This is a genomic window from Amycolatopsis coloradensis, assembly GCF_001953865.1.
GTDB classification, from domain to species: Bacteria; Actinomycetota; Actinomycetes; order Mycobacteriales; family Pseudonocardiaceae; genus Amycolatopsis; species Amycolatopsis coloradensis.
The window spans coordinates 213,702-239,354 of record NZ_MQUQ01000017.1 but is presented as its reverse complement, the minus strand read 5'-3'; the positions used below and the strand labels follow the sequence as shown (position 1 = coordinate 239,354).

Below are 25,653 nucleotides of genomic sequence, written 5' to 3'. Positions count from 1 at the left end.
CGACCGCAGCAGGTCGCGGGGCCCCACGCTCATGTTGGCCCATGCCACATTGATTCCGCGCTTGGTTAAGGGAACACTGCATCCCCGTGACAGCCCCCGCCTGGCTCGACGTGCTCAACGAGACCCTGGACGCCTGTGCCGCCCATGGTCGCGCCGACCTGGCCGAACGCCTCCGGCGGAGACGGGACCAGCAGGTTCCGGGCACCCGGATCGCGGTGGTCGGTTTTCCCAAGCAGGGCAAGGGTTACCTGCTCAACGCGCTGCTGAACGCCCCGGTCTGCGCGGTCGGGGACGCGAGCACGCCCGCCGTCCCCACCGAGATCGGCTACGCCCCCGACCCCGCCGCCACCTTGGTCGGGCACGCCCGTGAACGGGTGCCGGTCGGAGACCTCGCCAAGGAACTCGAGGTCCGGCCGCCCGGTTCGCTGCGCCGGGTCGAGGTCGGCCTGCCGCGAGAACTTCTCGGCACGGGACTGGTGCTGGTGGACACCCCGGCGATCGGGGATCCCCGCTCGCCGCGGACCGCGGCCACCCTCGACGTCCTCGCCGACGCGCACGCGGTGATCCTCGTCTCCGACGCGACACAGGAACTCCAGCCCGCCGAACTCGCGCTGGCCCGGCACATCCGGACCTGGTGCCCGGCCTTGGTGCTGGCGCTGACCAAGATCGACGTCAGCCCGGACTGGCGGGAACTCGCCGCCCGCAACCGTGCCGCGCTTTCGCAGACCGGCGTCGTCGCCGACGTCTTCCCCGTGTCCGCGACCGTGCGCCAAGCCGCCGCGAAGGCCGGTGACGCCGACCTCAATGGACGGTCCGGTTACCCGGAACTCCTGAACTGGGTAGGAGAACAGGCCGCGCGCCCGATCGAACGCACCCGGGCGCTCGCCGCCGCGGTGAGCGTCCGCGCGGCGGCGGTCGAACTGGTCGAGACGTTGCAGGCGCGGCTCGACGCCTTCTCGCAGGACAGCGGGGTCGACCAGGTCACCCTGCTGCACCAGGCCCAACGGCGCTCCGAGAACCTGCGGCGGCAGAACGTCCGCTGGCAGAACCTGTTGTCGGACGAGATCACCGACCTGGTCTCCGACGCCGAATACGACCTGCGTGAGCGGACCAGGGTGATCGTGCGGCATATCGACCGCACCTTCGACGAAGGCGACCCGGTGCGGATCTGGCCGGATTTCCGGACCTGGCTGGAAGAGAACCTCGCCGAGGCCGTCGAGACGAACTACAACTGGGTGTCCGACCGGTCGACGTGGATCGCGCACGCGGTCGCCACCGGTTTCGGCGCGCGGTACGGCGCCCCGGATCTGCCGCTGACCGGGTCCGGAGTGGACTCGATCCCCGAAGTCGGCGCCCCCAAGATCGAGCGGTTCAAGATCGGGCAGAAACTGTTCACCGGATTGCGCGGTTCCTACGGCGGCGTGCTGATGTTCGGACTGGTCACCAGTCTCGCCGGGCTGCCGCTGATCAACCCGGTGTCCCTCGGCGCCGGTGTCGCGTTCGCCACCAAAAGTGTGCGTGACGAGGGCGGGATGCGGCTTCAGCGGCGCCAGGCGCTGGCGAAGGCCGCGGCGCAGCGCCACGTCGACGACGTGTTCATCCGGTTCAGCAAGGAGATCAAGGACGAGATCCGCCAGGTCCAGCGGCGGCTGCGCGACCATTTCACCGCGCTGTCGGACGAACTCGCGGAAGAGCTGACCCGCCGGCGGGAACTGATCATCGCCGGATCCGCCGAACGGGACCGGCGCACCCAGCGGGTCAAGAAGGAGATCGACCGGCTCGCCGCTCTGCACCGGAAGGCAGGCGCGCTCGGCACCAGCGCCGTGCCGCGCCGGGAGCTCTCCGCGTGACGGCGCTCGACGTCCGTGAACTGCTGAGTGACGCCGCCACGCTCTACCGGGACCGTCCGCACGCGGTGGCGATGCTGCGGGAATGCCTGGAACGACTGGAAGAACCGCTGCGGGTCGGCTTCGTCGGCACGCCGGGCACCGGGAAGTCCACTTTGGTCTCCGCGCTGGCGGAATGGCCGACGAGGGCGCTGCGTGAACTCGAACTGTTCGACACTCCGGCACCGGCCGAGCACGTCGACGCGACGGTGCGCCTGGTGCGTCACCTCGAACCGGACGAACTCGCCGGTGTCCGCCCGGCGGGCGGCTCGGCGTTCGCGCGGCAGAGCGCGGTGAACTCGGTACTGGTGCTCGGCCGGGCCGACGAGGTCGGCGCCGGCCGGATCGACGCCTTGCTCACCGCGAAACAGCTGGCGCGGCGGGCCTGGCGCGACGACCCGCATTGCGCGGGTTTCCAAGGCGTCATCGCGGTCGCCGGGCAGCTGGGATACGCGGGCCGGGCGTTGCGGGACGACGAGTTCGAGGTGCTGCGCGCGCTGGCGTCGATCTCCCGGCAGGACCTGGAACGGTATCTCCTGTCCGTGGACTCCTTTGTGGACGATCCGTTCCCGGTGCGGGTCCCGCCGGAGTCGAGGAAACATCTGGTGGCGCGGTTCGGGCTCTACGGCGTCCGGCTGGCGATCACCCTGATCCGCACCGGTTGCGAGATCAGGCTGAAGCTTTCGGCGGAACTCGTGCACCGCAGCGGTCTCGGCGACCTGCGGGACACGCTCGCGGGATGCTTCGTCGCCAGGGCCGAAGCGTTGAAGGCACGCACGGCGGTGCTGCGGCTGGAAGCCCTGCTCGCCGCCGAACCGGTCCGGCAGGGGGATCGGCTGGCCGCGCGCGTGGAGCGGTTCGCCGCCGCCGCGCACGATTTCCGGGAGTTGCGGCTCATCGCCGACGTCCGTGGCGGCCGTACGGCGTTGTCCGGGGAGATCGCCGGGGAGGCCGTCCGGTTGCTCGGCGCGCAGGGACTCGCGCCCACCGAACGGCTCGGCCTCGAACCCGGCGCGGACCCGGCCGAGATCCACGCGAGCGCCGAGAGCGCGCTCGTCCGATGGCGGCACGAGGCGGAACGGGCCGACGCCGCGCACGCCGAACGCGCCGCCGCGCGGGTGATCGTGCGCTCGGTGGAAGGACTGCTCAGCCTGTTCGTCGCCTGACGCCTGCTTACTGCGGCCCCTGCCTCACGGGAATTCGCCTTGCTTTTGTTAGTAGTTAGTGACTGGTAACTTAGGACGTATGGCCCAACGGATGAGTGGAACCGAACGGCGTGCGCAGGTGCTGGCCATCGCGGCGACCGAGTTCGCGGAACACGGCCTGCACGGGGCGTCGACGGAGACGATCGCGAGGCAGGCGGGGATCACACAGGCGTATGTCTTCCGGATGTTCGGCACGAAAAAGGCCCTGTTCCTGGAGCTGGTCCGGGCGGCGTTCGAGCGGGTCATCGGCGGGATGCGAGACGCGGGCGAGGGGAAGGCGGGCCTGGACGCGCTCTCGGCGATGGGCGCCCAGTACTTCGATCTGCTGGCCGACCGGACCGGGTTGTTGGTGCAGCTTCAGGGTTTCGCCGCGTGTGGCGACCCGGAGGTGCGGGACGCGGTCCGGGAGTGTTTCGCCCGGATGTGGGGTACGGCCGAGGACGGCACCGGACTCGAACCGGTGACCGTGAAGACGTTCCTCGCCTACGGGATGCTGCTCAACGCCGGTGCCGCGCTGGATGTGGGGGAGGTCGACGCGGCCTGGGCCGAGGGTATCCGCACCCGGATCCAGCCGGGTTTGTTCTCGCACATCACCACCGAGACGAACCGGTGACCGCCTCCGCCGGGCGCCTCAGTGCCGCGCTGATCTGTACGGCGTTGGCGGGCGCGGTGATCGGCAGTGTCGGCGCACCCCTCATCACCCCGGTCGCCACCGAGATGCACGTGTCCCTCGACGCCGCGCAGTGGACCCTGACGGTGACCCTCTTCACCGGTGCGATCGCGGGCCCGGTTCTCGGCAGGCTCGGCGGCGGCCCGTACCGCCGCGTCACCATCCTGGCCACCTCGGCACTGGTGACGGCCGGGGGACTGCTGACGGTTCTCCCGCTCCCGTTCGCGGCATTGTTGATCGGCCGCGGGCTGCAAGGGCTCGCGGTCGCGGTCGGGGCGTTGTTGATGAGTGTCGCCCGCGCCCACCTGCCACCGGAGCGTTCGACGTCGACGATCGCCGCGTTGTCGGTCGCGTCGACAGTCGGCATCGGGGTCGGCTATCCGGTGATCAGCCTCATCGACCAGTTCGCCGGACTCCGCGCCGCATACGGACTCGGACTCCTTCTCTCCGCGGTCGCGCTGGCCATCGCCTGGCGGACCTTGCCCGTCGAGGCGCCAGGGGAGCGGCCCCGGATCGACGTCATCGGCGCGCTGCTCCTCGCCGCCGGGACCCTCGGGCTCCTCCTCGTCATCGCCGAACCCTCGATCTGGTCGGCGCCTTGGCCTGCTGTCGGCGCCCTCGCCGGTGTCGCCGCGATCCTGGCCGGGTGGGCGTTCGTCGAACTGCGCACCACGACACCGCTGGTGAATCTTCGGCTGCTCGGCCAAGCGCCGATCCTGCGCGCGAACCTGGCGATCCTCATCGCCGGGGCGGGCCTGTATCTGCTGTTCAGCCTGTTCACCCGCTACGTGCAGACCCCCGACGGCGCCCACTACGGCTTCGCGCTCCCCGGTGTCGCCGCCGGCGCGGCACTGATCCCGTTCTCGCTGCTCGGGTTCGTAGCGGGAAAGTCGGTGCCGCGCCTCATCTCGCGCATCACCGAACGGTGGACGTACACGCTTTCGGCCGCGATCGCCGCCGCCGGTGCCCTGCTGTTCGTCGCCGGTGACCAGTCCCTGCTCGCCGTCCTCGCCGCGATCGCGCTACTCGGTTTCGCCGTCGGAGGTGTCTTCGCGGTGATGCCCAAGCTCGTCCTCGTCGGTGTGCCGCAAGAAGAAGCGGCCAGCGTGCTCTCGATCAACCAGATCGCCCGCAGCATGGGAATGAGCGTCGGCAGCGCACTCGCCGGTTTCCTGCTCGCCGCCACCACTCCGGACGGCGGACTGCTGCCCACCCGGAGCGGCTACGTCACCGCGGCGTTCTGGGCGCTGCCACTCCTCGCCGTCAGCGCGCTCGTCATCGCCGCGAGCAGGAGCGTGCGAGGCTAGACGGTTGAGTCCGTGAAGTTGGTGTGGCTGGTGAGGTGGTGGCGGTCGGGCTGGCTGCAGGGTGTTACTCGTGTCAGCGGCACCTTTGTGGACGCTCGGAGCACGCCCCAGCTGACATCCTTCGCGGACGAACGGCAAACCCGCCACTTCGCACGATCTTCACGAGTCCGGCGAACCGAGGCGGGCACGAGAGGTCGCCGTGCTCGCCCACCTGCTTTCGACACTGGCTACCGGCTCGCCCGCTAGGCGTTGCCGAGTACGCGGCTCACGGTGATCTCGATGACCACGCGCTCCGGGTTCGGCTTGGGCTGCCGGTAGCGCGCGGCGTAGCGGTTCTCGGCGTCGCGGACCGACTCCGGGTCTTCGCGCAGTACCGCGCGTCCCTCCAAAGTGGACCAGCGCGGTCCGTCGAGCTGGCAGGCGGCGACCGGAATGCCCTGTTCGCCCGCTTCCTTGATCATGCGGGCCTTTTTGGACGAGCGGAACGTGATCACGCGGGCGATCCCGGCCTCGAAGTCCACCGTGACCCCGACGGCGACGACATGCGGGGTCCCGTCGGGGCGGACGGTGGTCAGGGTGGCGAGGTGCCGCTCGGTCCAGAATTCCCGGAAGGTCTCGCCGCGCGTGCTCAGATCGATCGTCATACGCTCACGCTAGGGCACGTTCACGCAAGCGTCATTTGAGGTAATAGTAAGGAAACTTTCTTAACTCTCTTGTTTTTGGCCGATCCGGATGTCACGCTCGAAACGCGCCGCCGCCACCAACGACGTTTCCGGAGGAGCCATGAGAAAGACCGTTCGGACAGTGCTGGCCGCGGCCGCGCTGACCGCCGGGCTGGTCGCCACGACCGCCCCCGCCACCGCGGTGACCGCTCAGGGGACCCCTTATCTGCCGGGAGTTCTGCGCCCGTCGGTGTCCCAGGCGACGCAGGACGCGGCACTCGCGAAGTACTACGACTTCTGGAAGAAGAACTTCCTCACCACCAAATGCGGGTCGGGCACCTACGCGGTCAAGGCGCCGGACGCCGACCACGACTTCGTCGCCGAGGGCCAGGGCTACGGCATGACCATCGCGGCGATGATGGGGAACAAGGACTCGCAAGCCCGGACCGTCTTCGACGGCATCCTCAAGTTCGTGAAGGCGCACCCTTCGTCGATAGACAAGGACCTGCACGCCGCCGAGCAGGACGCGAGCTGCAAGAGCGTCAACGGCACCGACTCGGCGACCGACGGCGACCTCGAAATCGCCTACGGTCTGCTCCTCGCCGACAAGGTCTGGGGCAGCGGCGGTTCGGTGAACTACAAGGCCGAGGCACTGCGGATCATCAAGGCGATCAAGCGCAGCGAGGTGCACCCCACCACCAAGTTCATGCGGCTGGCCGACTGGGCCGACAGCGGCAAGTACATCAACAGCTCGCGGTCTTCCGACTGGATGCCGGGGCATCTTCGCGCGTTCGAGAAGGTCACCGGCGACTCGTTCTGGGGACAGGTCCGGACCCGGCAGGAGCAGGCCGTCAGCCAGCTCCAGCAGCAGTACGCGCCGAAGACCGGCCTGATCCCGGACTTCGTCGTCAACACCAACTCCACGCCGAAGCCCGCCCCCTTCGACTTCCTCGAAGGCAAGGACGACAAGTACAGCTACAACGCCTGCCGCGACCCGTGGCGGCTCGGCGTCGACGGCATCACTGTGGCGGGCAGCCCGGCGCAGGGCCAGGTCCGGAAGATGAACACCTGGATCCAGCAGAACACCGGTGGCGACCCGGCCAAGATCACCACCGGCTACCTGCTCTCGGGCGTCAAGATCTCCGGGCAGACCGGTCAGCACCCGTGCTTCACTGCGTCGTTCGCCATCGCGGCGATGAACGACCCTGGCAGCCAGGCCTGGCTCGACAAGCTGTGGACGTCGATCACGACCTGGTCGCCGAACGCCAAGGACTACTACGGCACCGGCATCACCCTGCAGGTCCTGCTTATTCTCTCGGGGAACTACATCGCTGTCTGACCTAACTCGCGTGAAGGCCCCCTTCCCTCGGCTGGTCACTTAAAACCATGGCCGCGTGAAGGGGGCCTTCACGCGCGAAACGGACATCCACCGGACAGGATTTCAACTGCCAGTTGACCACTTCAACAGGCAGTTGTAGCGTCGGCGACCATCTGAAGCCTGTGGAGGTCCGTCATGCCGTCGACGCCGCTCATCCTGACCCGAACCTGGCGCCTGGCCGTGGTCACCGGCCTGGCCGCGCTCGTCACCGCGGCCTGCGGAGGCGGGCCCGACGGGGCGGGCGGCCAGGAACCCGCGGCCTCGGGGGCGCCCGCCGCGATCCCGGACACGACCACACTGATCGAAGGCATCCAGAAGGACGCTGCCGTCACCTTGCCCGCGAAGTACGCGCAGGCCGGGATGCTGCACCTGGCGTCGAACCTGCAGTCCGCGCCCAACAACTTCTACGCCGCCGACGGCAAGACCCCGATCGGCTACGAGGTCGACCTCGCCAAGGCCCTCGGCAAGAAGCTGGGCGTCACCGTGCACCACCAGGACATGGCGTTCGGTTCGCTGATCACGAGCCTCCAGTCCGGCCGCGTCGACCTCACGATGGCCGCGATGAACGACACCAAGACCCGTCAGGCGCAGATCGACTTCGTCGACTACTTCTCTTCCGGCATCACGATCATGGTCCGCAAGGGAAACCCGGACCAGATCGCCGGCCCGGACACGTTGTGCGGCAAGAACGTCGCGGTCGTGCAGGGCACGAGCCACCAGAAGTTCGCCGAAGAACAGAACGGCGAATGCACGCAGGGCGGCAAACCCGCGCTGACCGTGACCGCGACCGACAGCGACACCCAGAACCAGAACCAGCTCCGCACCGGCCGGGTCGCCGCCATCCTCAACGACCTGCCCAGTGCGGTCTACATCTCGCGGACCGCGGGCGAGGGCAAGTTCTTCGAGGTCGTCCCCGGTGAGCCGATCAACGGCGGGCCGTACGGGATCGGCGTCAACAAGGAGAACAAGCCGCTGGCCGAGTCCGTCCAGAAGGCGTTGCAGTCCCTGATCGGCGACGGCTCCTACGGCAAGATCCTCCAGGCCTGGGGCGTCGAACAGGGCGCGGTCAAGGAGGCGAAGCTCAATGGCGGAAGTTGAGCCGCTGCCGATCGTCCGGCTGAAGCACTGGGGCCGCTGGGTCAGCGCCGTCGTCATCCTCGTGCTGCTGGTCCTGCTCGGGATCGCGCTCGGCAACGCCCAGATCCACTGGGATTCCGTCCCGGAGTTCCTGTGGTACCGGGTGATGGCGGTCGGTCTGCTCAACACCGTGCTGCTCGCGGTGATCGCGCAGGGTTCGGCGATCGTCATCGGGATCGTGATCGCCCTGATGCGCCGGTCGGCGAATCCGGTGGCGCGCTGGTTCGCGGCGGGCTACATCTGGCTGTTCCGCGGGCTTCCGGTGCTGTTGCAGATCCTGATCTGGTACAACCTGGCGCTGGTCTTCGAATTCGTCTCGATCCCGCTGCCGTTCGGCGGCTACCTGCTGCACGAGCAGAGCAACGTGCTGATCACCGCGTTCACCGCGGCGCTGCTCGGCTTGGCGCTCAACGAAAGCGCGTACATGGCGGAGATCGTCCGCGCCGGCCTGAACAGTGTCGACAGTGGACAGACGGAGGCGGCGAAGTCGATCGGGATGTCGCCGGGCGCGACGCTGCGCCGGGTGGTGCTGCCGCAGGCGATGCGGGTGATCATCCCGCCGACCGGCAACGACTTCATCAACATGCTCAAGGGCACGTCGATGGCGTCGGTGATCGGCGTGACCGAACTGATCCACGCCGCCAACAACATCTCGTCCAACAACCTGCTGGTGATGGAGACCCTGCTGGCCGCCGCGGTCTGGTACATGGTCGTGGTGACCGTCGCCGGTGTCGGACAGCACTATCTGGAGCGCGCCTTCGACTCCGAAGACCGGTCGCGAAGTCCGTTTTCCCGTGCCGCCAAGGCCTTGCGCACCGTGCCGCTGGTGAGGAGTGAACGTGGCTGAGCCGTTGCTCAAGGCCGTCGGCGTCCGTAAGAGCTACGGTCACACCGAAGTGCTGAGCGGGATCGACCTCGAAGTTCGCAAAGGACAGGTGGTCTGCCTGCTCGGCCCGTCGGGCGCGGGGAAGAGCACGTTCCTGCGCTGCATCAACCATCTGGAGACGATCGACGCCGGACAGGTCTGGGTCGACGGCGAGCCGATCGGCTTCCGGCTGCGGGGCGGCAAGCTGTACGAACTGAAGGAACGCGAGGTCGCCCGGCAACGGCGCGACATCGGCATGGTGTTCCAGCGGTTCAACCTGTTCGGGCACCGGACGGCGCTGCAGAATGTCGTCGAGGGGCCGGTTCGGGTGCTCGGAGTTCCGCCGGAGGAGGCGCGTGTCCAGGCGCTCGACCTGCTCGATCGGGTCGGCCTCGCGCACCGCGCCGACGCCTACCCGGCGCAGCTGTCGGGCGGGCAGCAGCAGCGGGTCGCGATCGCCCGGTCGCTGGCGATGAAACCGAAGCTGATGCTGTTCGACGAGCCGACGTCGGCGCTCGACCCGGAACTCGTGGGCGAGGTGCTGGCGGTGATGGGTACGTTGGCCGCGGAGGGGATGACGATGGTCGTGGTGACGCACGAGACGGGGTTCGCGGCCGAGGCGGCGGACGAGGTGGTGTTCATGGCCGACGGCGCGGTCGTCGAGACCGGGCCTCCGGGGGAGATCCTGAGCGCCCCGAAGCACGAGCGGACCAAGCAGTTCCTGGCCCGGGTCCTCGCATGACGCGAATCTCGCCGCGGTACCTGCTGCAGTTCGGCGAACCGGCCGGGTACCTCGACTTCGCCCGGTTCGGTCCGCCGTCGCACGCCGTGCTCGACACGACAGCGAGCCTGCTCGACCGGTCCACCAAGGCCGGTCCGTCCACTGTGGACGACCTGATGCGGCAGGAGACCCGCGCCAAAGCGGCCGCCGCGCGGCTTTCCGGCAGCGACACCGATCACACGGTTTTGTTGCCGCACACCAGTCTCGGGTTGTTCCAGGCCGCGTTCAACGCTCCGGGCGGCGAGGCGCTGGTCTCGGCGTCGGAGTTCCCGGCCAACACCTACCCGTGGGCGCGTGCGGAACAAGCGGGGCGGTTGACCGTGCGGCGGCTGCCGCTGGGGAACGTCACGCCGGACGCGGTCAAAGCGGCCCTGACGCCGGAGACGTCGCTGGTCAGCGTGAGCGCTGTCGACTTCCGCACCGGGTATCGCGCCGATCTGGCGGCGATCCGCGAGGTGGCGGGGGACAGGCTGCTCGTCGTCGACGGGATCCAGGGCTTCGGGGTGACCGCGGCGCCCTGGGAGGTCGCGGACGTCCTCGTCGTCGGCGGTCAGAAATGGCTGCGGGCGGGCTGGGGCACCGGATTCGCCGTGCTTTCGGATCGCGCGCTGGAGCGGATGGAACCGATCCTGTCCGGCTGGACCGGCGCCCGTGACCCCGGCCTCTTCGACGACGAGATCCATCCGGCCGACGACACCGCGGCCGCGTGGTCGATCTCGAACCTGAGCCCGATCACCTCTGGCGCGTTCGCGGCCGCGCTGGAACTGGTCGAAGAGGCGGGCGTCGAGGCCATCGCCGGGCGAATCGCCGAACGCGTCGGCGAACTCGAAGAAGTCGTGGAATCTGTTGGGGGAGAGGTGGTTTCGGCCGTCGAACGGCGGGCCGGGATCCTCGCCTTCACCCTGCCCGGCCACGCCGCCGAGCAGGTGGGGGCCGCACTGGCGACCGCCGGGATCGCCGCGACCGTGCGGCCGGAACACGTCCGGCTGTCGCCGCACGCGTCGACTCCGGCGAGCACGGCGGAGCTGGTGCGGACGGCGTTGGAACGGCTGACGAAACCGGTCCGCTTCTTCGAAGCGCCGGTCGTCGCGTCGGCGACTTCGGGTGATCTGCTCACGGCGCTCGTCCCGGCGGTCCACGCGCTTGCGGCGATGCTGGGGCCGGGCAACGAAGTCCTGTTGCACGACCTTTCCCGGCTGCCGGACTCGATCGTCGCGATCGCGGGCGACCTCACCGGCCGGACGGTCGGCGGCCCGATGACGGATCTCCTGCTGGGCCTGGTCCGCCGCGGCACCACCCAGGACTTGACAAACTACGAGACCCACGGTCCCGACGGGCGCGCGATCCGGTCCTCGACGCTGTTCCTGCGGGACGCCGACGGGGTCGCGATCGGCTGCCTGTGCGTCAACCGGCTGTCCGACGGCGCGCCGAAGGCCAACGGGCACGAACCCGAGACGTTCCCGCCGGACGTCGACAGCCTGCAACGGTTCCTGATCGGGCGCGCGGTGGCGAAGGCCGGGATCCCGGTGGACCTGATGAAGAAGCGGCACAAGGCGGCCGTGGTCCGGGAACTGGACGAGGCGGGGTTCTTCCTCATCAAGGACTCGGTGGACCACCTCGCCGGGGAACTCGACGTCACGCGGTACACGATCTACAACTACCTGAACGAGATCAGGGCCACCTGAACGCCCCCCCCGGCGTGTTATGAACGGACCTTTCATAACAAAATTTGTTATGAAAGGTCCGTTCATAACAAGTGGAGCTACTTCAAGAAGGACTCCACGGCGTCCACCGCCCGGTCGATCCCGCCGTTCCCGCGCGTCTCGGCCCGGACCTCGGCGAGGCGGGCCGCGACCGAGGGCGACCCGGCCACCCGTTCGACAGCGGCCCGCAGCACGGACGCCGTCACGTCCGGGGCCGCGAGTTCCTCACCGACGCCCAGTTCCGCCAGTTTCGCCGCGTTGGCGAAGCCGTCGGTGGCCAGCGGGATCGCGACGGTCGGCACGCCGTACCACAGCGATTCCGTGCTGCCGCCCATACCGGCGTGCGTGATGAACGCCGACGCGGCCTCCAGCACGGCCAGTTGCGGGACGAACGGGTGCACTTCGATGTGCTCCGGAAGCGGCCCGAGGTCGGCCGGATCGGTCTGCCCGATCGAGATGACCACGTGCCAGTCGGAGTCGCGGAACCCGTCCACGCACGCGCGGAACAGGTCGATCTGGTCGGTGAACGCCGTGCCGAGCGACATCAGCAGGACCTTCTTGCCGTTCGACGGCGGGGTCCAGCTCCGGTCGGCCAGCCGTTCGGGATCCAGCGCCGGGCCGACGAACCGGACCGACGACGGAACCCGCTCGACGTGGGGCTGCATCGCCCTCGGCAGCAGCGCGAGAACCTGCTCCGGATGGGAGATCCAGTCCCAGGCGTCGGCCTCGATCCCGTTTTCCTTCAGCCACCGGGTGAAAGTGGCGAAATAGTCCTTTCCGGACGGTGAGCCGCGAAGCGAGTCGAGGATCTCGCGCATGTCGTCTTCGTAGCCGTCCCAGGCGACGTACGTCGGGGAGAGCTGCACCGCCGGAACGTCATAGCGCTTGCCGAGCAGGGGCGCGGTCAGCCCGCCGATGTCGTACAGCAGCAGGTCCGGGCGGTTCTCGTCGTAGAAATCGGTCAGCACCGGCATCACCTGGATGCCCTCGTCGAGGAAGACCCGCATCTGCGAGCCCGGGTCCTCCGGCCACGCCGCCTGGTCGCCGAGCGGGAGGATCGACGGATGCGACACGACCTCGGCCCCGGTCGGTTCGATCAACCCGGTGAGCGGTTCGCCCACGACGTAGCTGACGCGGTGCCCGCGAGCGACCAGCTCACGGATGATGGCCAGCGACGGGTAGATGTGGCTCGGCGCGGTGCAGCCGATCATCGCGATGTGCTTCTGCATGATGTCCTGTCTGGATCCGTGAAGGGATGTCAGACGGCGCGCGGAAAAGGGGCCTCCCGATCGCGGGCGGCCCGGCGGTCACGCCGTCTCAGGCGGTGCGCATACGGATTCGGCAGATCATGATCGACATCCTAGCGCGCCGGCCGAGGCCTCCCAACCGATTAACCGGTTGCCCGGTTTGCCGCGATCGGGACCCGCCGTTGGTAGGGACCTTCGCCGGAAGACTTCCCCAGGTCGCGACCGTGGATAGGGTTTCGGGGCTTCACCTTTGGAGGGAAAGGGAGAAACCGTGAGACGTGTTCTCATCACCGCGCTGGCCGTGGCCACACTCGCCTCGGTCGCGGTGACCGCGCCGGCCGGTGCGGAAGAGGCGGCGCGACCCGCCGAGACGATCACCTGGGGGGCGTGCACCGACCCGACGTTGATCAACGCCGGTGCCGAGTGCGGCTACCTGTCCGTTCCGTTGGATTACTCGCGTCCGCGCGGCGAGAAGATCCAGCTCGCGCTCAGCCGCGTCAAACACAAGACATCCGAGGCGCGGTACCAGGGCGTCATGCTCACCAACCCCGGCGGCCCCGGCGGCTCCGGGCTGCTGCTCGCGACCCGCGGGACACGCGTGCCGAACCACGCGGGCGACGCCTACGACTGGGTCGGCTTCGACCCGCGCGGCGTCGGCTCCAGCAAACCCGCGCTCTCGTGCATCCCGAACTACATGGACTACAACCGGCCGAACTACGTGCCGACCACGCGGCAGCTGGAGAGGACCTGGCTGGAGCGCTCGAAGTCCTACGCCGAGGCGTGCGCGAAGAACAACAGCCGCGCGCTGCTCGACAACATCAAGACGACCGACACCGTCCAGGACATGGACAGCATCCGCAAGGCTCTCGGCGCGGAGAAGCTGAACTTCTACGGGTACTCCTACGGCACTTACCTCGGCCAGGTCTACGGGACGCTGTTCCCGCAGCACGTGCGCCGGATGGTCCTCGATTCCACTGTGGACCCGCGCAACGTCTGGTACCAGGCGAACCTGAACCAGGATCTGGCGTACGACGTCAACCTCAACATTTGGTTCGGCTGGGTCGCGTCGCACGACGACGTGTACCACCTCGGCAAGACCCAGGCCGCGGTGAAGCGGGTCTTCGACGAGCAGCTGAAGAAGCTGGCCGCGGTCCCGGCAGGCGGCTACATCGGGCCGGACGAGTTCCTCGACGTCTTCCAGCAGGCTTCGTACTACCAGCTGCGCTGGACACTGCTCGGTGACGCGCTGGCGAAATTCGTCAACAAGGGTGACTGGCAGACGATGAAGGGGCTCTTCGAGAACTTCGGCGGACGCGGCGACGACAACGGGTACGCCGTCTACCTCGCCGTCCAGTGCACGGACGTGAAGTGGCCGCAGAGCTGGCAGCAGTGGAAGCACGACAACTGGCGGACCTACCAGAAAGCGCCGTACTTCACCTGGCAGAACGCTTGGTACAACGGGCCTTGCCTGTACTGGCCCGCGAAGCCCGGCAAGCCGGTCAAGGTCGACGGCAAGAAGGTGCCGAGTGTGCTGATGATCGGTGAGACGCTGGATGCGGCGACGCCGTACGAAGGCAGTCTCGAGGTCCGTAGCCGGTTTCCCGGCGCTCGCCTGATCGGTGAGCCGGGCGGCACGAGCCACGCCATCACCCCGCGCGGCAACGCGTGCGTCGACAACCGGATCGCCGACTACCTGGCGACCGGTGCGCTGCCCGACCGCAAACCGGGGCGGACAGCCGACGTCGAATGCGCGCCGCTGCCGCTCCCGGTGCCTCCTCCGGCACCCGCGGCCGCACCTGACATGGCTACCTCCCGGTTGCCCGCCTAGCTCCAAGTACATGAAGGCCCCCTTCCTTGCGCCCAGGTACGTGAAGGGGGCCTTCATGTACTTCCGGGGTTTTCAGGGCAGGGGACTTTGTGTTACAAAGTGAAAGTGAGCTTTGTGGTTCAGAGTGCTCGAAGGGGGAAAGTCATGGCGGACGCGTTCAGCCTCGAAGGGCTGGTGAAACGCTTCGGTGACGTCCTGGCCGTCGAAGACGTCAGTGTGCGGGCCGCGCCGGGGGAGGTCGTGGCGCTGCTCGGGCCGAACGGCGCGGGCAAGTCGACCACGATCGACATGCTGCTGGGCCTGACCAGGCCCGATGCCGGCCGGGCGCGGGTCGCCGGGCTCAGCGCCGCCGAGGCGATGGACCGGGGCCTGGTCGGCGCGATGGCGCAGAACGGGACGCTGCTCAGGGACGCCACGGTCGCCGAACTCGCCGGCCTGTTCGCCTCGCTGCACCGGAATCCGCTGCCGGTCCGCGAGGTGCTCAAACGTGCCGGGGTCACCGAGTACGCGAACCGCCGCTGCGGGAAGCTCTCCGGCGGTGAGCAGCAGCGGGTGCGGTTCGCGCTCGCGCTGGTCGGCGATCCGGATCTGCTGGTGCTGGACGAGCCGACCGCGGCCATGGACGTCGACGGGCGCCGCCGGTTCTGGGCCTCGATGCGCGAGTACACCGAGACGGGCCGGACGGTCCTCTTCGCTACGCATTACCTCGCCGAGGCCGAGGACTACGCGGACCGCGTCGTGCTCATGCGGCACGGCCGGGTCGTCGCGGACGGGCCGGTCGGCGAGGTCCGGGCCGCGGTCGCGGGCCGGATGCTTCGTGCCGTCGTCCCGGACGCCACCGAAGCCGCGCTCGCCGCGTTGCCCGGAGTGTCGCGCGCGGTGCTGCGGGCCGGGCACGCGGAGCTGAGCTGCGCCGATTCCGACGCCGCCCTCCGCGGTCTGCTGCGCGAGTTCCCGCTCGCCGCGAACATCGAAATCACCGCCGTGGGACTGGAAGAGGCCTTCATCGCGCTGACCGCCGATGTGGCCGAAGGAGCGTCACGATGAACACGACCTATCTGGCGCTGGAGATCAAGCGTATCGTCCGCAGCCCGCAGTTCGCGTTGTTCACCATCGGGATGCCGCTGGCGATGTTCCTGTTGTTCGGCGGGATCTTCGGCGCCCGCGAGATCGCTCCCGGCATCTCGACCGCGACGGTGACCATGGTGAACATGGCCGCGTACGGCGCCATGACCGCCGCGCTGTTCACCGGCACCCGCGTCGCCACCGAACGCACCGACGGCTGGCAGCGCACCCTCAGGCTGACGCCGATGCGGGCACCGGGCTATCTGATGGTCAAGGTGTCGGCGGGGTTGTTCGTCGCGCTGCCCGTCCTGCTGGTGATCTTCGCGGCGGGCATGATCCGCGGCATCCGGCTCGAAACCGGCCAGTGGCTGACGATCTTCGGCACGCTGTGGCTCGGGACGCTGCCCTTCGCGGTGCTGGGCCTGATGATCGGCCTGTTCGGCAAGGGCGACACCGTGCAGGCGGTGACCGGTGCGCTGATGCTGCCGCTGGGCATGTTCGGCGGGCTGTGGATCCCGTTGCAGGTCCTGCCGGGCTGGATGAACACCGCCGGGCACCTCATGCCGACCTACTGGCTCGGCGAGATCGGCCGTGCGCCGGTGCTCGGCGGTTCCGGCACGCTGACCGCCGTCGGAGTGCTCGTCGCCTGGCTGGTGGTACCCGCGCTGGTGGTGATGGCGAGGTTCCGGCTTGACACGGCGAGACTGTGAACCCGTGTTAGCTTTCCGAAGTGGTGGAGGATGAACGGGACGACGACGCCCGGCCGATGACGCCCGAGGAGTCGCTCGCGCTCATCGCCAGGCAGACGGAGGAGACCCGGCGTGGGATCGGGCCGAATCCGGCGGTGCTGCTCGCCGTCTGGGGTCTGGTGTGGCTGTTCGGTTTCGGCCTCGTCTACGTCTCCGCCCCGCCGACCGCGTTGCTGCCGCTCTGGGCCGCAGCGGTGATCACCGTCGCCGGTTTCGCCGGGGCCATGGCGTATTCGGCGGTCTACGGCATCCGGGCCAGCCGCGGCGTACGCGGGCCATCCCGGCTCGTCGGGGCGATGTACGGGTGGAGCTGGATGATCGCGTTCGGCGGGCTGACGGTGGTGAACACCGCGCTGATCCGCCTCGGCCTCGACACCGAGCTGATCCCGCTGCTGTGGTCCGGGACCGCACTCGTGCTGACCGGGCTGATGTATCTCGCCGGCGGGATGTTGTGGCAGAGCAGAGTGCAGTACGGCCTCGGCGTGTGGATCATCGCGTGCGGCGCGGCGAGTGTGCTGGCCGGGGGACCACACAACTTCCTCGTGCTGAGCGTGGCGGGCGGCGGTGGCTTCCTGGTGGCGTCGCTGGTCTTCCTGGTGCGGGCGCGATGAGCGAAGACGGGCTGCCCCAGCTCGATCCGGTGATCCACGCGCAGGCGCGGCTGCGGGTCACCGTGGCGTTGACGAGCCTCGGGCCGGGGGACCGCATCACTTTCCCGCGGTTGCAGCAACTGCTGGACATGACACCGGGCAACCTGTCGACGCATCTGCGCAAACTCGAGGACGCCGGCTACGTCGAGATCACCAAGGCCTTCGAACATCGGACGCCGGTGACGCTGGTCGAGCTGACCACCCGGGGGCGGGCCGCGTTCGAGGAGTACACGAAGGCCCTGCATCGTCTTCTCGAGGTGCCGGGCGATGGGCGGGCCTGACCGGTGGGTCATCCACCTCGACATGGACGCGTTCTACGCCTCCTGTGAGCAGCTGACCCGGCCGACCCTGGCGCGGCGTCCCGTCCTCGTCGGTGGCGCGGGCCCGCGCGGCGTGGTCGCCGGGGCGAGTTACCAGGCGCGCGAGCACGGTATCCGGTCGGCGATGCCGATGTCGCAGGCCCGGCGGTTGCTGCCGTCCAACGGCGTCATCCTGCCGCCGCGGTTCAAACTGTACGAACTGCTGAGCACGCGGGTGTTCGACCTCGTCGCCGAGTACGCGCCCGTGCTGGAACGGATTTCGCTTGACGAGGCCTTCGCGGAACCGCCTTCGCTGGCGGGGGCGTCGTCGGACGAGGTGCGCGAGTTCGGTGCCCGCCTGCGGGAGCACATCCGGTCCGAAATCGGCCTGGTGGCGTCGATCGGGGCGGCGTCGGGGAAGCAGGTCGCGAAGGTCGCGTCGGACGAGGCCAAACCGGACGGGCTGCTCGTCGTGGACCAGGGCACCGAACGGGACTTCCTCGCGCCGCTGCCGACCAGGGCGCTGTGGGGGATCGGCCCGGTCGCGGAGGGGAAACTGCGGGCGATCGGTGTCCGGACGCTGGGGCAGCTGACCACGCTTTCCGACGCCGACGCGGTGTCCACTTTGGGCAGTGTGGTCGGGCGAGACCTGCGGCGGCTGGCCACCGGCGTCGACGACCGGCCGGTGTCCGGCCGCGCGGAACTTAAGCAGGTCAGCGCGGAAACGACCTTCGACCGGGACCTGATCGACCTGGCCAGTCTGCGGCGCGAGGTCCGCGATCTGGCCGTCCACGCGCACAAACGGCTCGTCAACGCCGAACGGGTCGCGCGGACGGTGGTGGTGAAACTGCGGCACACCGATTTCAGCACGGTGACGCGTTCGGAGACGATGGCCTCGCCCACCGACGAATTCGACCAGCTCGCCTCGATGGCGGAGCGGCTGCTGATCGACCCGGCCGAATTCGGCGGGGTGCGGCTGGCCGGGGTCGCGTTCTCCGGGCTTTCCGTGCCGCATCAGGATCCGCTGTTCACTCTTTCCGTTCCGGTCACCGAAGCGCCGTCGGTCTCGCGAGCGCCCGCGCCGGTGCCCGTGGTCTCCTCGAACTGGCGGCCCGGCGACGACGTGGCGCACGACACGCACGGCACCGGCTGGGTGCAGGGCGCCGGACACGGCAGGGTGACCGTCCGGTTCGAGACGCGCTCCAGCGGCCCGGGCGTCGCGCGGACCTTCCTCCAGGACGATCCGGCGCTGCGCCGCGGTAACCCTTCCGATTGCCTCGCCTGACCCTCGCGTTTCGTCCTCTAGTTGCGGTAGTTGCGCGTGCAAGGACCGCAACTAGAGGACGAAACGCGGTCGTACGAATCGCTCGGTCTCCGACGTAGGAAGCCTGAGGGTTCATGGTGGCTTCGGTGGAGTGTCATGCCCGATCGGCATAAGGCAGGATGAGGAAGGCATGTCACCCGATCGAGGGAATCGATGTTCACCTCCCGCGCCCGTCAGACCACCGCTCTCGTCGGCGCCGCCGTACTGCTCGCCGCGTGCAGCGCCACCCCCGGGCAACAGCAGCAGCAGCCCGCCGCGTCGACCACGCGGTCTTCAACACCGGAAGGGTCGTTCACCGTGGTCGCGACCGGTGACGTGCTGATCCACCCCGCGCTGACCGACCAGGCGAAGGAAGACGGCGACGGCGAGATCGACTACCGGCAGCTCTTGGCCGGGATCAAGCCGCTGATTTCCGGTGCCGACCTCGGCATCTGCCATCTCGAGACCCCGCTCGCGCCGAAGGGCGGGCCGTACAGCGGCTATCCGTCGTTCAGCGCGCCGCCCGAGATCGTCGACGCGCTCAAGGACACCGGGTACGACAACTGCTCGACTGCGTCCAACCACACGATCGACCAGGGCGTGGCGGGTGCGACCCGGACACTTGACAAACTCGACGAGGCGGGGATCAAGCACACCGGTTCGGCGCGCTCGGCCGAAGAGGCGAAGAAGCCGCTGATTGTCGACGTCAACGGCGTCAAAGTCGCCCAGATTTCCTTCGCCTACGGGTTCAACGGGATCAAGGTGCCGCCGGGGAAACCCTGGCTGGTCAACCAGATCGACGCCGAAAAGGTGATCGCCGAGGCCAAGGCCGCGCGGCAGGCCGGTGCCCAGGTCGTCCTCGCGAGCCTGCACTGGGGCACCGAGTACCAGCACGAGCCGAACGCGGAACAGCGCCAGCTGGCGAAGAAACTGCTCGGCGACGACTCGATCGACCTGATCATCGGCCACCACGCGCACGTGGTGCAGCCCTTCGAGCAGATCAACGGCAAATGGGTCGCCTACGGTCTCGGCAACAGCGTCGCCCGGCATTCGGAGCCGAAGGGTTCGACCGAACAGGGCGCGGCCGCGCGATTCCGGTTCGTGCGGGAGGGTGAGCGCTGGAAGGTCGACAAGGCAGAGTACGTCCCGACGCTGGTCCAGCTCGGCCCGCCGATCCGGCTGCTCGACCTGACCGCGGGACAGAGCGGGGACGCCGCCCTCAAAGACACCACTCTCAAAAACGCCGCTCTCAAAAACACCGACGAGGTCGTCCTCAGTCGTGGCGCCGGTGACCAGGGCCTGACCCGTCCCGGTCGCTGAGCGGCACACGGGCGGGCCGAGCTGTGCGCCCGGCCCGCCCGTGCCCTCTCCGCGCCCGCCTTCAATATCGTCGTCGCACCACCAGGTTCGCGAGGGCCGCGAGCTCGGCGCCTGGGCGGGGCACCGGGTTCGCGACGGCGAGATGGTGCAGCGCGCCGGTCAGGAGTGCGTCGGCCTGCTCCTGGCTCCACGTCCGGCCGCCCGCCCGTTCCACCAGTTCCGCCGCGTGGGGCAATTCCGCGGCATCAAGGTTTTCCTTGCGGTACAAGACATCCAGTTCTCGCCCGGCATCCGTCCCGGAGTGGAGCGCGGCTACCACCGGCAGGGACTTCTTCCGGTTGGAGAGATCCGAGTGGACCGGTTTCCCGGTCACCGCCGGATCGCCCCAGATCCCGAGCAGATCATCGATGTGCTGGAACGCCAGCCCGAGTGCCCTCCCGTACTCGGTCAGCCGGTCGACTTGATCCTGCCTCCCTTCCCCGGCGAGCGCGCCGAGCGTGCAAGACGCCCCGAGCAACGCGCCGGTCTTCCCCTCGGCCATCCGTACGCATTCGGCGGTACCGACGTCCCCGCGTTCTTCGAACTTCAGATCCGCGCTTTGTCCTTCCAGCAGGTCGATCACGGCCGTGCTCAGCACACGCAGCGCCGTCTGCCCGAACGGGGACAGCACCTCGAAGGCCTGGCTCAGCAGGGCGTCCCCGGTGAGGATCGCGGCGCCCGTGCCGAAGACGGTCCATGCCGTCGGGCGGTGCCGCCGGGTGGTGTCGGAGTCCATCACGTCGTCGTGCAGCAGGGAGAAGTTGTGCACCATCTCCACCGCGATCCCCACCGGGACGGCGACTTCGGCGTCACCGCCGACGGCCTCCGCGGCCAGCAGGGCGAGCGCGGGCCGCAACGCCTTGCCGCCGTCCGAAGTGGATGGACGGCCGTGCTCGTCCCACCAGCCGAAGTGGTAGCCGGCGATCAGCCGCAGGGACTCCGGCAGCTTCCCGACCTCGTGCCGCAGTGCCGGGTCGAGCAGGTTCCGGCTCCAGGTCAGAACTTCGACGGCGGGCCGCGCACCGGCGCGGGTGTCGATGGTGGTCAACGGACTCCCTCTCAGCCACACGCCCGAGTTCGGCGTTTTCCAGGATTCCCGGTGCGCCGGGGCACCGCTGAATTCACAAATCGCGGATACCCACTCGAAGGGGGAGGCGCGAAATGAACATAGCAAGCGGCAATGCCCGTAAAAACACACGATCGGGTAGCCGGGTACGTTCACCTGTTTGCCGGATCGGCCAGAGTGGACGTTCCCACTGCGGCCGTTCGGGCGACAAAGTTGTGAAGAACTTCGGCATCCGCCAGGTCGGTGACGTGCTGTGGTGGCTGATCACTCGGTCGTGAAGCCGTGCTCTCACAGCGGTGACAGGTCTTTCCGGCGCGTGCCGAAAATCGTTTCGCGGTATGGGAAATTGCGCCGAGACGGTGATGATCGACTTTCTCTCCTGCATCGCCAGTGTGAATTGATTCCCTTGACCTTCTCGGCGCGTGGACGGTGAACTAGTTTCAACAGTCTTCACGGGGTAAGGAGTCGAATGGGCATTTACCTGACCGGCATCGCCTGGGTCGTCGGGGCGGCGGTGGCCGCGGGCTTCGTCGGCTATCTCGTCCGCAAGTTCGGCTGGGACGAAGGAAGGCCGGACAACAACGACGCCGCCGGCCAGGTGTACACCATCATCGGCGGGCTGCACGCGGTCCTGGTGGCGTTCATCCTGATCTCCCTCTTCGACTCCACGAGCGCCGCACGCGAAGGCTCCTATCACGAGGCGGACAGCCTGGTCGCCGCCGTCTGGGCCGCCGATTCGCTGGGTGCGGACGTCAAGGACGAGGTCCGGAAGCTGAGCAAGGAGTACGTCTCCACGGTCGAGCAGAAGGAGTGGCCGTTGATGGCCGCGGGCGGGGAGACCGTCCCCGACAACGGCTGGACCCAGCTCGACCAGTTGCGGAAGGCGGTGGACAAGGCCCCGTCGGACGACGACTGGGTCCGGGAGCGCAAGGCCGAGGCGGCCGCCCAGCTCTGGCAGGTCTACGAGGCGAGGCAGGATCGGCTCAGCGCCGTCGAGGACGGCAAGGTCGGCGGTGTCGTCTGGTTCGCGCTCATTCTCGGCAGCCTCATCTCGGTGCTGCTGCCCAACCTGTTCGGCGGCACCCGGCTGGCCGCGCATCTGGTCGTCGTCTCCACGCTGGCGGGTACGGTCACGCTGCTGCTGTTCGCGATCTACCAGCTGCAGAACCCGTTCGGCGGCGGGGTGCGGATCCCGCCCGACGCGTTCACCTCCGCGCTGGCAAGAATCTCCTGAGCACCGTGGACGGAGTGACGCGGGCAGCCGCGGTGGTGGCCGTCTCCGGGCTGGTGGGCGGGTCGGCGCTGCTGGCCCCGATGACGGCGCGCGCCGCCGAGACCTGCCTGGTGGTGCAGGCCGAGACGGGTTCGCACGGGAAGTCGAAGCTGCGCTGGCTCGACGTCGGTTCGGGGACCACTTCGCGGGTGACCGAGACGAGGTACCGGCTCAACGCGCTCGGCTATTCCGCGACCCGGGACCTGGTCTTCGGTGTCGCCGAAGGACTCAGCCGGGGCGCGCACGCCGTGACGATCGATCGTGACGGCGGCACCCGGGATCTCGGCCCGATCACCCGTGCCGGGAACCGGCTGCCGGTGTGGAGCCCCGTCGCGGGGGTGACCGCCGGCGCGATCGGCGGGAATTCCTGGTATCTGCTCAGGAACGGCACACTGTACACAGTGGACTTGACGCCGGGGGAGCGGTACCTGCGGGTGATCCGGACGGTGTTCCTGCGGCCGATCACGCTCGCCCACGACGTCAACGACTTCGCGTATCACAACGGATTGCTCTACGGGGTCTCCACCACCTGGCGCGGAAAAGGCGCCGTGATCACCATCGACCCGGCGTCCGGCAAGGTCCGTGAAGCCGACGACGCCCGGTTCCCGCCCGCCGACGTCTACGGTTCCGTCGTGCTCGCTCGCGACGGCGCCTTGTACGCCACGGCGAACCGGATCGGCGGGCGAAGCGTGCTCTATCGCCTGGATCGAAGCGGGCAGGTGACCGTGGTGCGTTCGGCCGCGCCGCTGGCAAGCTCAGACGCCGCGGGCTGCCTCACCATCCCTGAAGCCCCCGAGCCGCCGGACCCGGAACCGCCTAAACCGACACCGACACCGACACCGACACCGACACCGACACCCACTCCGACACCGACACCGACACCGACACCGACACCGACACCGACTCCTGCCCCCACTCCTGTTCCCCCGCCGAAACCGACGCCGACTCCCAGTCCGACGCCCACCCCTTCACCGACGCCGAGCCCCACTCCGAGTCCGGCACCCACGTCGTCGCCGGGTCCGGCGCCCACTTCCGCGCCCAAGGTCGTCCCGCCGCCAGCCCCGGTGCCGAAGCCGACCCGTGCCGCCCCGCCAAGGGAACGTGAGGAGGCGGAGAAGATCGACCCGCACGTCCGCACGAAGGAAAAGCGCCGGTGGGGTCTGACCGCGCTGGTGCTCATCCTCGGCGGCGGTGCGGCGGCGAGTGCCGTCCGGCGGAGCCGGTGAGTCAGTACTTGAACTGGTCCACGTTCTCGCGCGTGATCAGCAGCGGGTCGCCCAGCAGCACGGTCTTCTTGGCCTCGTCGTACTTGATGGCCGGCAGCTCGAGGTTGACCTTGTTCGACGGGCCGAGCCGCTTGTCCTCGGCGATCTGCTTGCCTGCCCAAGCGGTGAGGTAGCCGAGCGATTCGACGTTCCACAGCACGGAAAGCGACGCGGAACCGTCCAAGAGGTACGGCTTGATCGCCTGCGGTGTCCCGACACCGACGGTGAAGACGCGGCCGATCTTCTGCTGGGAACGGACGGCCTCGGCGACTCCGGGCGCGGACGTCGTGCACTCGCCGACGAGGCCGGTGAGGTCCGGGTACTTGGCCATCAGGGCCTTGGCCATCGAGGTGGCGGTGTCCTTGTTCTCACCGGCGTAGACCGTCTCGACGAGCTGCGCATGGGGGTACTCGGTAGCGGTATAGGCACGCTGAACGGCGATCCACGCGTTGAGGTTCTCGGCGGTCTCGCCGCACGAAACGATCGCGTACTTGCCCGCTTTGCCCATCTTCGTCATCAGGGCGTCGGTGAGCGCCTTGCCGATGCCCTCCGGCGTCGCCTGGTTGACGAAGAGTTCGCGATCGGTGCCGGGCGCGTCGGTGTCCGAGGTGATCACATGGACGCCTTTGGCCCGCGCGTCGGTGATCGCCGGCGCCATCGTGCCGGGATCGTTCGGGGCGATCGCGATGACGTCCACCCGCTGGTCGACGAGGCCGCGCACGATCGAGACCTGCGCGGCGGGGTCCACCGTCGCCGGACCGGTCGAAGTCCATTCGACACCGAGTTGCTTGGCCGCGGCGATTCCGCCGGTGTTCATCGCCTCGAAGTACGGGATGCCCGCGACCTTCGGCACGAACGCGATCCGGATCGGCTTGGCCGCCATCCCGGCGGGCTCCTCACCGCCGCAGCCGGTCAGCCCGGACACCATGCCCAAAGCGAGCACAGTGGCAACGACGAGCGTCTTCGTCGGCCCTCGCATCTCCACCCCATAGTCACGGAACAACCTGAACCAGCCGATCGGTCTGCGCGCGGTGGAGACCTCCGGCGAAACTAGGGTCTTTGGTTACCCCGGTCAACCGGATGAGCGCAAAGGGTTACTGAAGTGAGTTCATCGACCAGGCCCGATTACCGAATCCGCTTACGGAGGTGACGGTCAGCGACCGCGAGATGCGGCTCACGGTGGCGTACATACGGGTGGGGGGTATATTGCTCCGCATGAACGACACACGGCATGGAGCAAGCTGGTCGATGGCGACGTCGGCGACCCTGCACTGCCTCACCGGCTGTGCGATCGGCGAGGTCCTCGGCATGGTGATCGGCACGGCGCTCGGCCTGCACAACGCGGCGACGATCGCCCTTTCGGTCGCGCTGGCCTTCGTCTTCGGTTACGCGCTGACGATGCGCGGCGTGCTGAAGTCGGGTCTCGCGTTCGGTGCCGCGCTGAAGGTGGCGCTGGCCGCCGACACCGTGTCGATCGCGGTCATGGAGATCGTCGACAACGGGATCATGGTGGTGGTGCCGGGCGCCATGGACGCCGGGCTCGGGAGCCTGCTGTTCTGGGGCGCGCTGGCGTTCGCGCTGGCTGTCGCGTTCGTGCTGACGGTGCCGGTGAACAAGTGGATGATCGGCCGCGGCCTGGGACACGCGAAGGTCCACGCGCACCACGGGCACTGAGCCGTCGCGAATGGTGAGTCGCGTCAGGGCAGAGGTTGCTTCAGGTATCTCCTGCGATGCGCGGGTGGTGGCTCTCGTGCTGTCCAGTCAGTCACGCGAAGCGGCCAGTGGGCTCGCGGCAGGGCGGCGAGCGTCCTCTCGCTCTTCCCCTGCGGCTACTCGACCGCAAGTAGTCCTCTGGTTGCGGTCGCGAGAGGGGGTCCTGGAGGTCACCTGCGACAGGCACCACAACCGGGCCGTGTCGCGAAAGCCACTTTCGGGACATCAGACGTCGCGAAAGT

23 protein-coding genes are annotated in these 25,653 nt (G+C 68.6%); 19 read left to right on the top strand and 4 right to left on the bottom strand.

The window, feature by feature from the left end:
• Positions 1-86 precede the first annotated feature (86 nt).
• The 4 genes from BS329_RS30330 (at position 87) to BS329_RS30315 (ending at position 5,068) form a co-directional block, all read left to right on the top strand.
• Complete coding sequence (locus BS329_RS30330; protein WP_076164912.1) at positions 87-1,850, top strand: dynamin family protein; 1,764 nt, start codon at positions 87-89, stop codon at positions 1,848-1,850.
• Positions 1,847-3,052 (top strand): P-loop NTPase family protein, encoded by a 1,206-nt coding sequence (locus BS329_RS30325; RefSeq protein WP_076164911.1) that lies wholly within the window; start codon positions 1,847-1,849, stop codon positions 3,050-3,052. The genes BS329_RS30330 and BS329_RS30325 overlap by 4 nt, the downstream gene beginning before the upstream one ends.
• A gap of 91 nt (positions 3,053-3,143) precedes the next feature.
• Positions 3,144-3,704 carry a TetR/AcrR family transcriptional regulator gene (locus BS329_RS30320; protein ID WP_076165039.1) on the top strand — a complete coding sequence of 187 codons (561 nt, stop codon included), beginning with the start codon at positions 3,144-3,146 and terminating at the stop codon, positions 3,702-3,704.
• Positions 3,701-5,068 carry an MFS transporter gene (locus BS329_RS30315; RefSeq protein ID WP_076164909.1) on the top strand — a complete coding sequence of 456 codons (1,368 nt, stop codon included), beginning with the start codon at positions 3,701-3,703 and terminating at the stop codon, positions 5,066-5,068. The genes BS329_RS30320 and BS329_RS30315 overlap by 4 nt, the downstream gene beginning before the upstream one ends.
• Before the next feature lie 242 nt (positions 5,069-5,310).
• Here the strand turns inward: BS329_RS30315 and BS329_RS30310 are convergent, their stop codons facing one another.
• On the bottom strand, positions 5,311-5,712 hold the full coding sequence (locus tag BS329_RS30310) for a PPOX class F420-dependent oxidoreductase (RefSeq protein ID WP_076164908.1): 402 nt from the start codon (positions 5,710-5,712) through the stop codon (positions 5,311-5,313).
• Positions 5,713-5,851: 139 nt separating this feature from the next.
• Between BS329_RS30310 and BS329_RS30305 the strand changes: the two genes are divergently transcribed.
• The 5 genes from BS329_RS30305 to BS329_RS30285 all read left to right on the top strand — a co-directional run bounded on the left by BS329_RS30305 (position 5,852) and on the right by BS329_RS30285 (position 11,576).
• Complete coding sequence (locus BS329_RS30305) at positions 5,852-7,069, top strand: family 8 glycosyl hydrolase (RefSeq protein WP_076165037.1); 1,218 nt, start codon at positions 5,852-5,854, stop codon at positions 7,067-7,069.
• Between the two features lie 174 nt (positions 7,070-7,243).
• Positions 7,244-8,206, top strand: coding sequence for an ABC transporter substrate-binding protein (locus tag BS329_RS30300; RefSeq protein ID WP_076164906.1), 963 nt, complete (start codon positions 7,244-7,246; stop codon positions 8,204-8,206).
• Positions 8,193-9,092, top strand: a complete 900-nt coding sequence (locus tag BS329_RS30295; protein WP_076164904.1) for an amino acid ABC transporter permease — start codon at positions 8,193-8,195, stop codon at positions 9,090-9,092. The genes BS329_RS30300 and BS329_RS30295 overlap by 14 nt, the downstream gene beginning before the upstream one ends.
• A complete protein-coding gene (locus tag BS329_RS30290; RefSeq protein ID WP_076164902.1) occupies positions 9,085-9,852 on the top strand; it encodes an amino acid ABC transporter ATP-binding protein in 768 nt (255 codons plus the stop codon). The genes BS329_RS30295 and BS329_RS30290 overlap by 8 nt, the downstream gene beginning before the upstream one ends.
• Entirely contained in the window at positions 9,849-11,576 is a 1,728-nt protein-coding gene (locus tag BS329_RS30285; RefSeq protein ID WP_076164901.1) for an aminotransferase class V-fold PLP-dependent enzyme, read from the top strand. The genes BS329_RS30290 and BS329_RS30285 overlap by 4 nt, the downstream gene beginning before the upstream one ends.
• A 77-nt stretch (positions 11,577-11,653) precedes the next feature.
• Here the strand turns inward: BS329_RS30285 and BS329_RS30280 are convergent, their stop codons facing one another.
• On the bottom strand, positions 11,654-12,826 hold the full coding sequence (locus tag BS329_RS30280) for a macrolide family glycosyltransferase (protein ID WP_143253262.1): 1,173 nt from the start codon (positions 12,824-12,826) through the stop codon (positions 11,654-11,656).
• A 286-nt stretch (positions 12,827-13,112) separates the two neighbouring features.
• Between BS329_RS30280 and BS329_RS30275 the strand changes: the two genes are divergently transcribed.
• From BS329_RS30275 to BS329_RS30245, 7 genes are all read left to right on the top strand, one after another.
• The gene (locus BS329_RS30275; RefSeq protein ID WP_076164898.1) at positions 13,113-14,669 is read left to right on the top strand and encodes an alpha/beta hydrolase; all 1,557 of its coding nucleotides are present in this window, start codon (positions 13,113-13,115) and stop codon (positions 14,667-14,669) included.
• 144 nt (positions 14,670-14,813) lie between these two features.
• Positions 14,814-15,716, top strand: a complete 903-nt coding sequence (locus BS329_RS30270) for an ABC transporter ATP-binding protein (RefSeq protein WP_076164896.1) — start codon at positions 14,814-14,816, stop codon at positions 15,714-15,716.
• Positions 15,713-16,444: an ABC transporter permease gene (locus tag BS329_RS30265; RefSeq protein WP_076164894.1), complete on the top strand. Its 732-nt coding sequence runs from the start codon at positions 15,713-15,715 to the stop codon at positions 16,442-16,444. Before BS329_RS30270 ends, BS329_RS30265 begins: the two co-directional genes overlap by 4 nt.
• 20 nt (positions 16,445-16,464) lie before the next feature.
• Positions 16,465-17,094, top strand: a complete 630-nt coding sequence (locus BS329_RS30260; protein WP_084750347.1) for a hypothetical protein — start codon at positions 16,465-16,467, stop codon at positions 17,092-17,094.
• Entirely contained in the window at positions 17,091-17,414 is a 324-nt protein-coding gene (locus BS329_RS30255) for a transcriptional regulator (RefSeq protein WP_076164893.1), read from the top strand. The genes BS329_RS30260 and BS329_RS30255 overlap by 4 nt, the downstream gene beginning before the upstream one ends.
• Entirely contained in the window at positions 17,401-18,717 is a 1,317-nt protein-coding gene (locus BS329_RS30250; RefSeq protein WP_076164891.1) for a DNA polymerase IV, read from the top strand. The genes BS329_RS30255 and BS329_RS30250 overlap by 14 nt, the downstream gene beginning before the upstream one ends.
• Positions 18,718-18,909: 192 nt before the next feature.
• Positions 18,910-20,055 (top strand): CapA family protein, encoded by a 1,146-nt coding sequence (locus BS329_RS30245; RefSeq protein WP_076164890.1) that lies wholly within the window; start codon positions 18,910-18,912, stop codon positions 20,053-20,055.
• Positions 20,056-20,116: 61 nt separating this feature from the next.
• On the opposite strand, the gene BS329_RS30240 is transcribed toward BS329_RS30245, so the two are convergent.
• Positions 20,117-21,142 (bottom strand): family 2 encapsulin nanocompartment cargo protein polyprenyl transferase, encoded by a 1,026-nt coding sequence (locus BS329_RS30240; RefSeq protein ID WP_076165034.1) that lies wholly within the window; start codon positions 21,140-21,142, stop codon positions 20,117-20,119.
• A 487-nt stretch (positions 21,143-21,629) separates the two neighbouring features.
• Between BS329_RS30240 and BS329_RS30235 the strand changes: the two genes are divergently transcribed.
• Together BS329_RS30235 and BS329_RS30230 are read left to right on the top strand one after the other, a co-directional pair.
• On the top strand, positions 21,630-22,394 hold the full coding sequence (locus BS329_RS30235) for a bestrophin-like domain (RefSeq protein ID WP_076164888.1): 765 nt from the start codon (positions 21,630-21,632) through the stop codon (positions 22,392-22,394).
• 14 nt (positions 22,395-22,408) lie between these two features.
• Positions 22,409-23,659, top strand: coding sequence for a DUF6923 family protein (locus BS329_RS30230; RefSeq protein WP_244197347.1), 1,251 nt, complete (start codon positions 22,409-22,411; stop codon positions 23,657-23,659).
• Between the two features lies 1 nt (position 23,660).
• Here the strand turns inward: BS329_RS30230 and BS329_RS30225 are convergent, their stop codons facing one another.
• The gene (locus BS329_RS30225; RefSeq protein WP_208619297.1) at positions 23,661-24,677 is read right to left on the bottom strand and encodes an autoinducer 2 ABC transporter substrate-binding protein; all 1,017 of its coding nucleotides are present in this window, start codon (positions 24,675-24,677) and stop codon (positions 23,661-23,663) included.
• Positions 24,678-24,946: 269 nt separating this feature from the next.
• Between BS329_RS30225 and BS329_RS30220 the strand changes: the two genes are divergently transcribed.
• Complete coding sequence (locus tag BS329_RS30220; protein ID WP_208619301.1) at positions 24,947-25,372, top strand: DUF4396 domain-containing protein; 426 nt, start codon at positions 24,947-24,949, stop codon at positions 25,370-25,372.
• Positions 25,373-25,653: the final 281 nt, after the last annotated feature.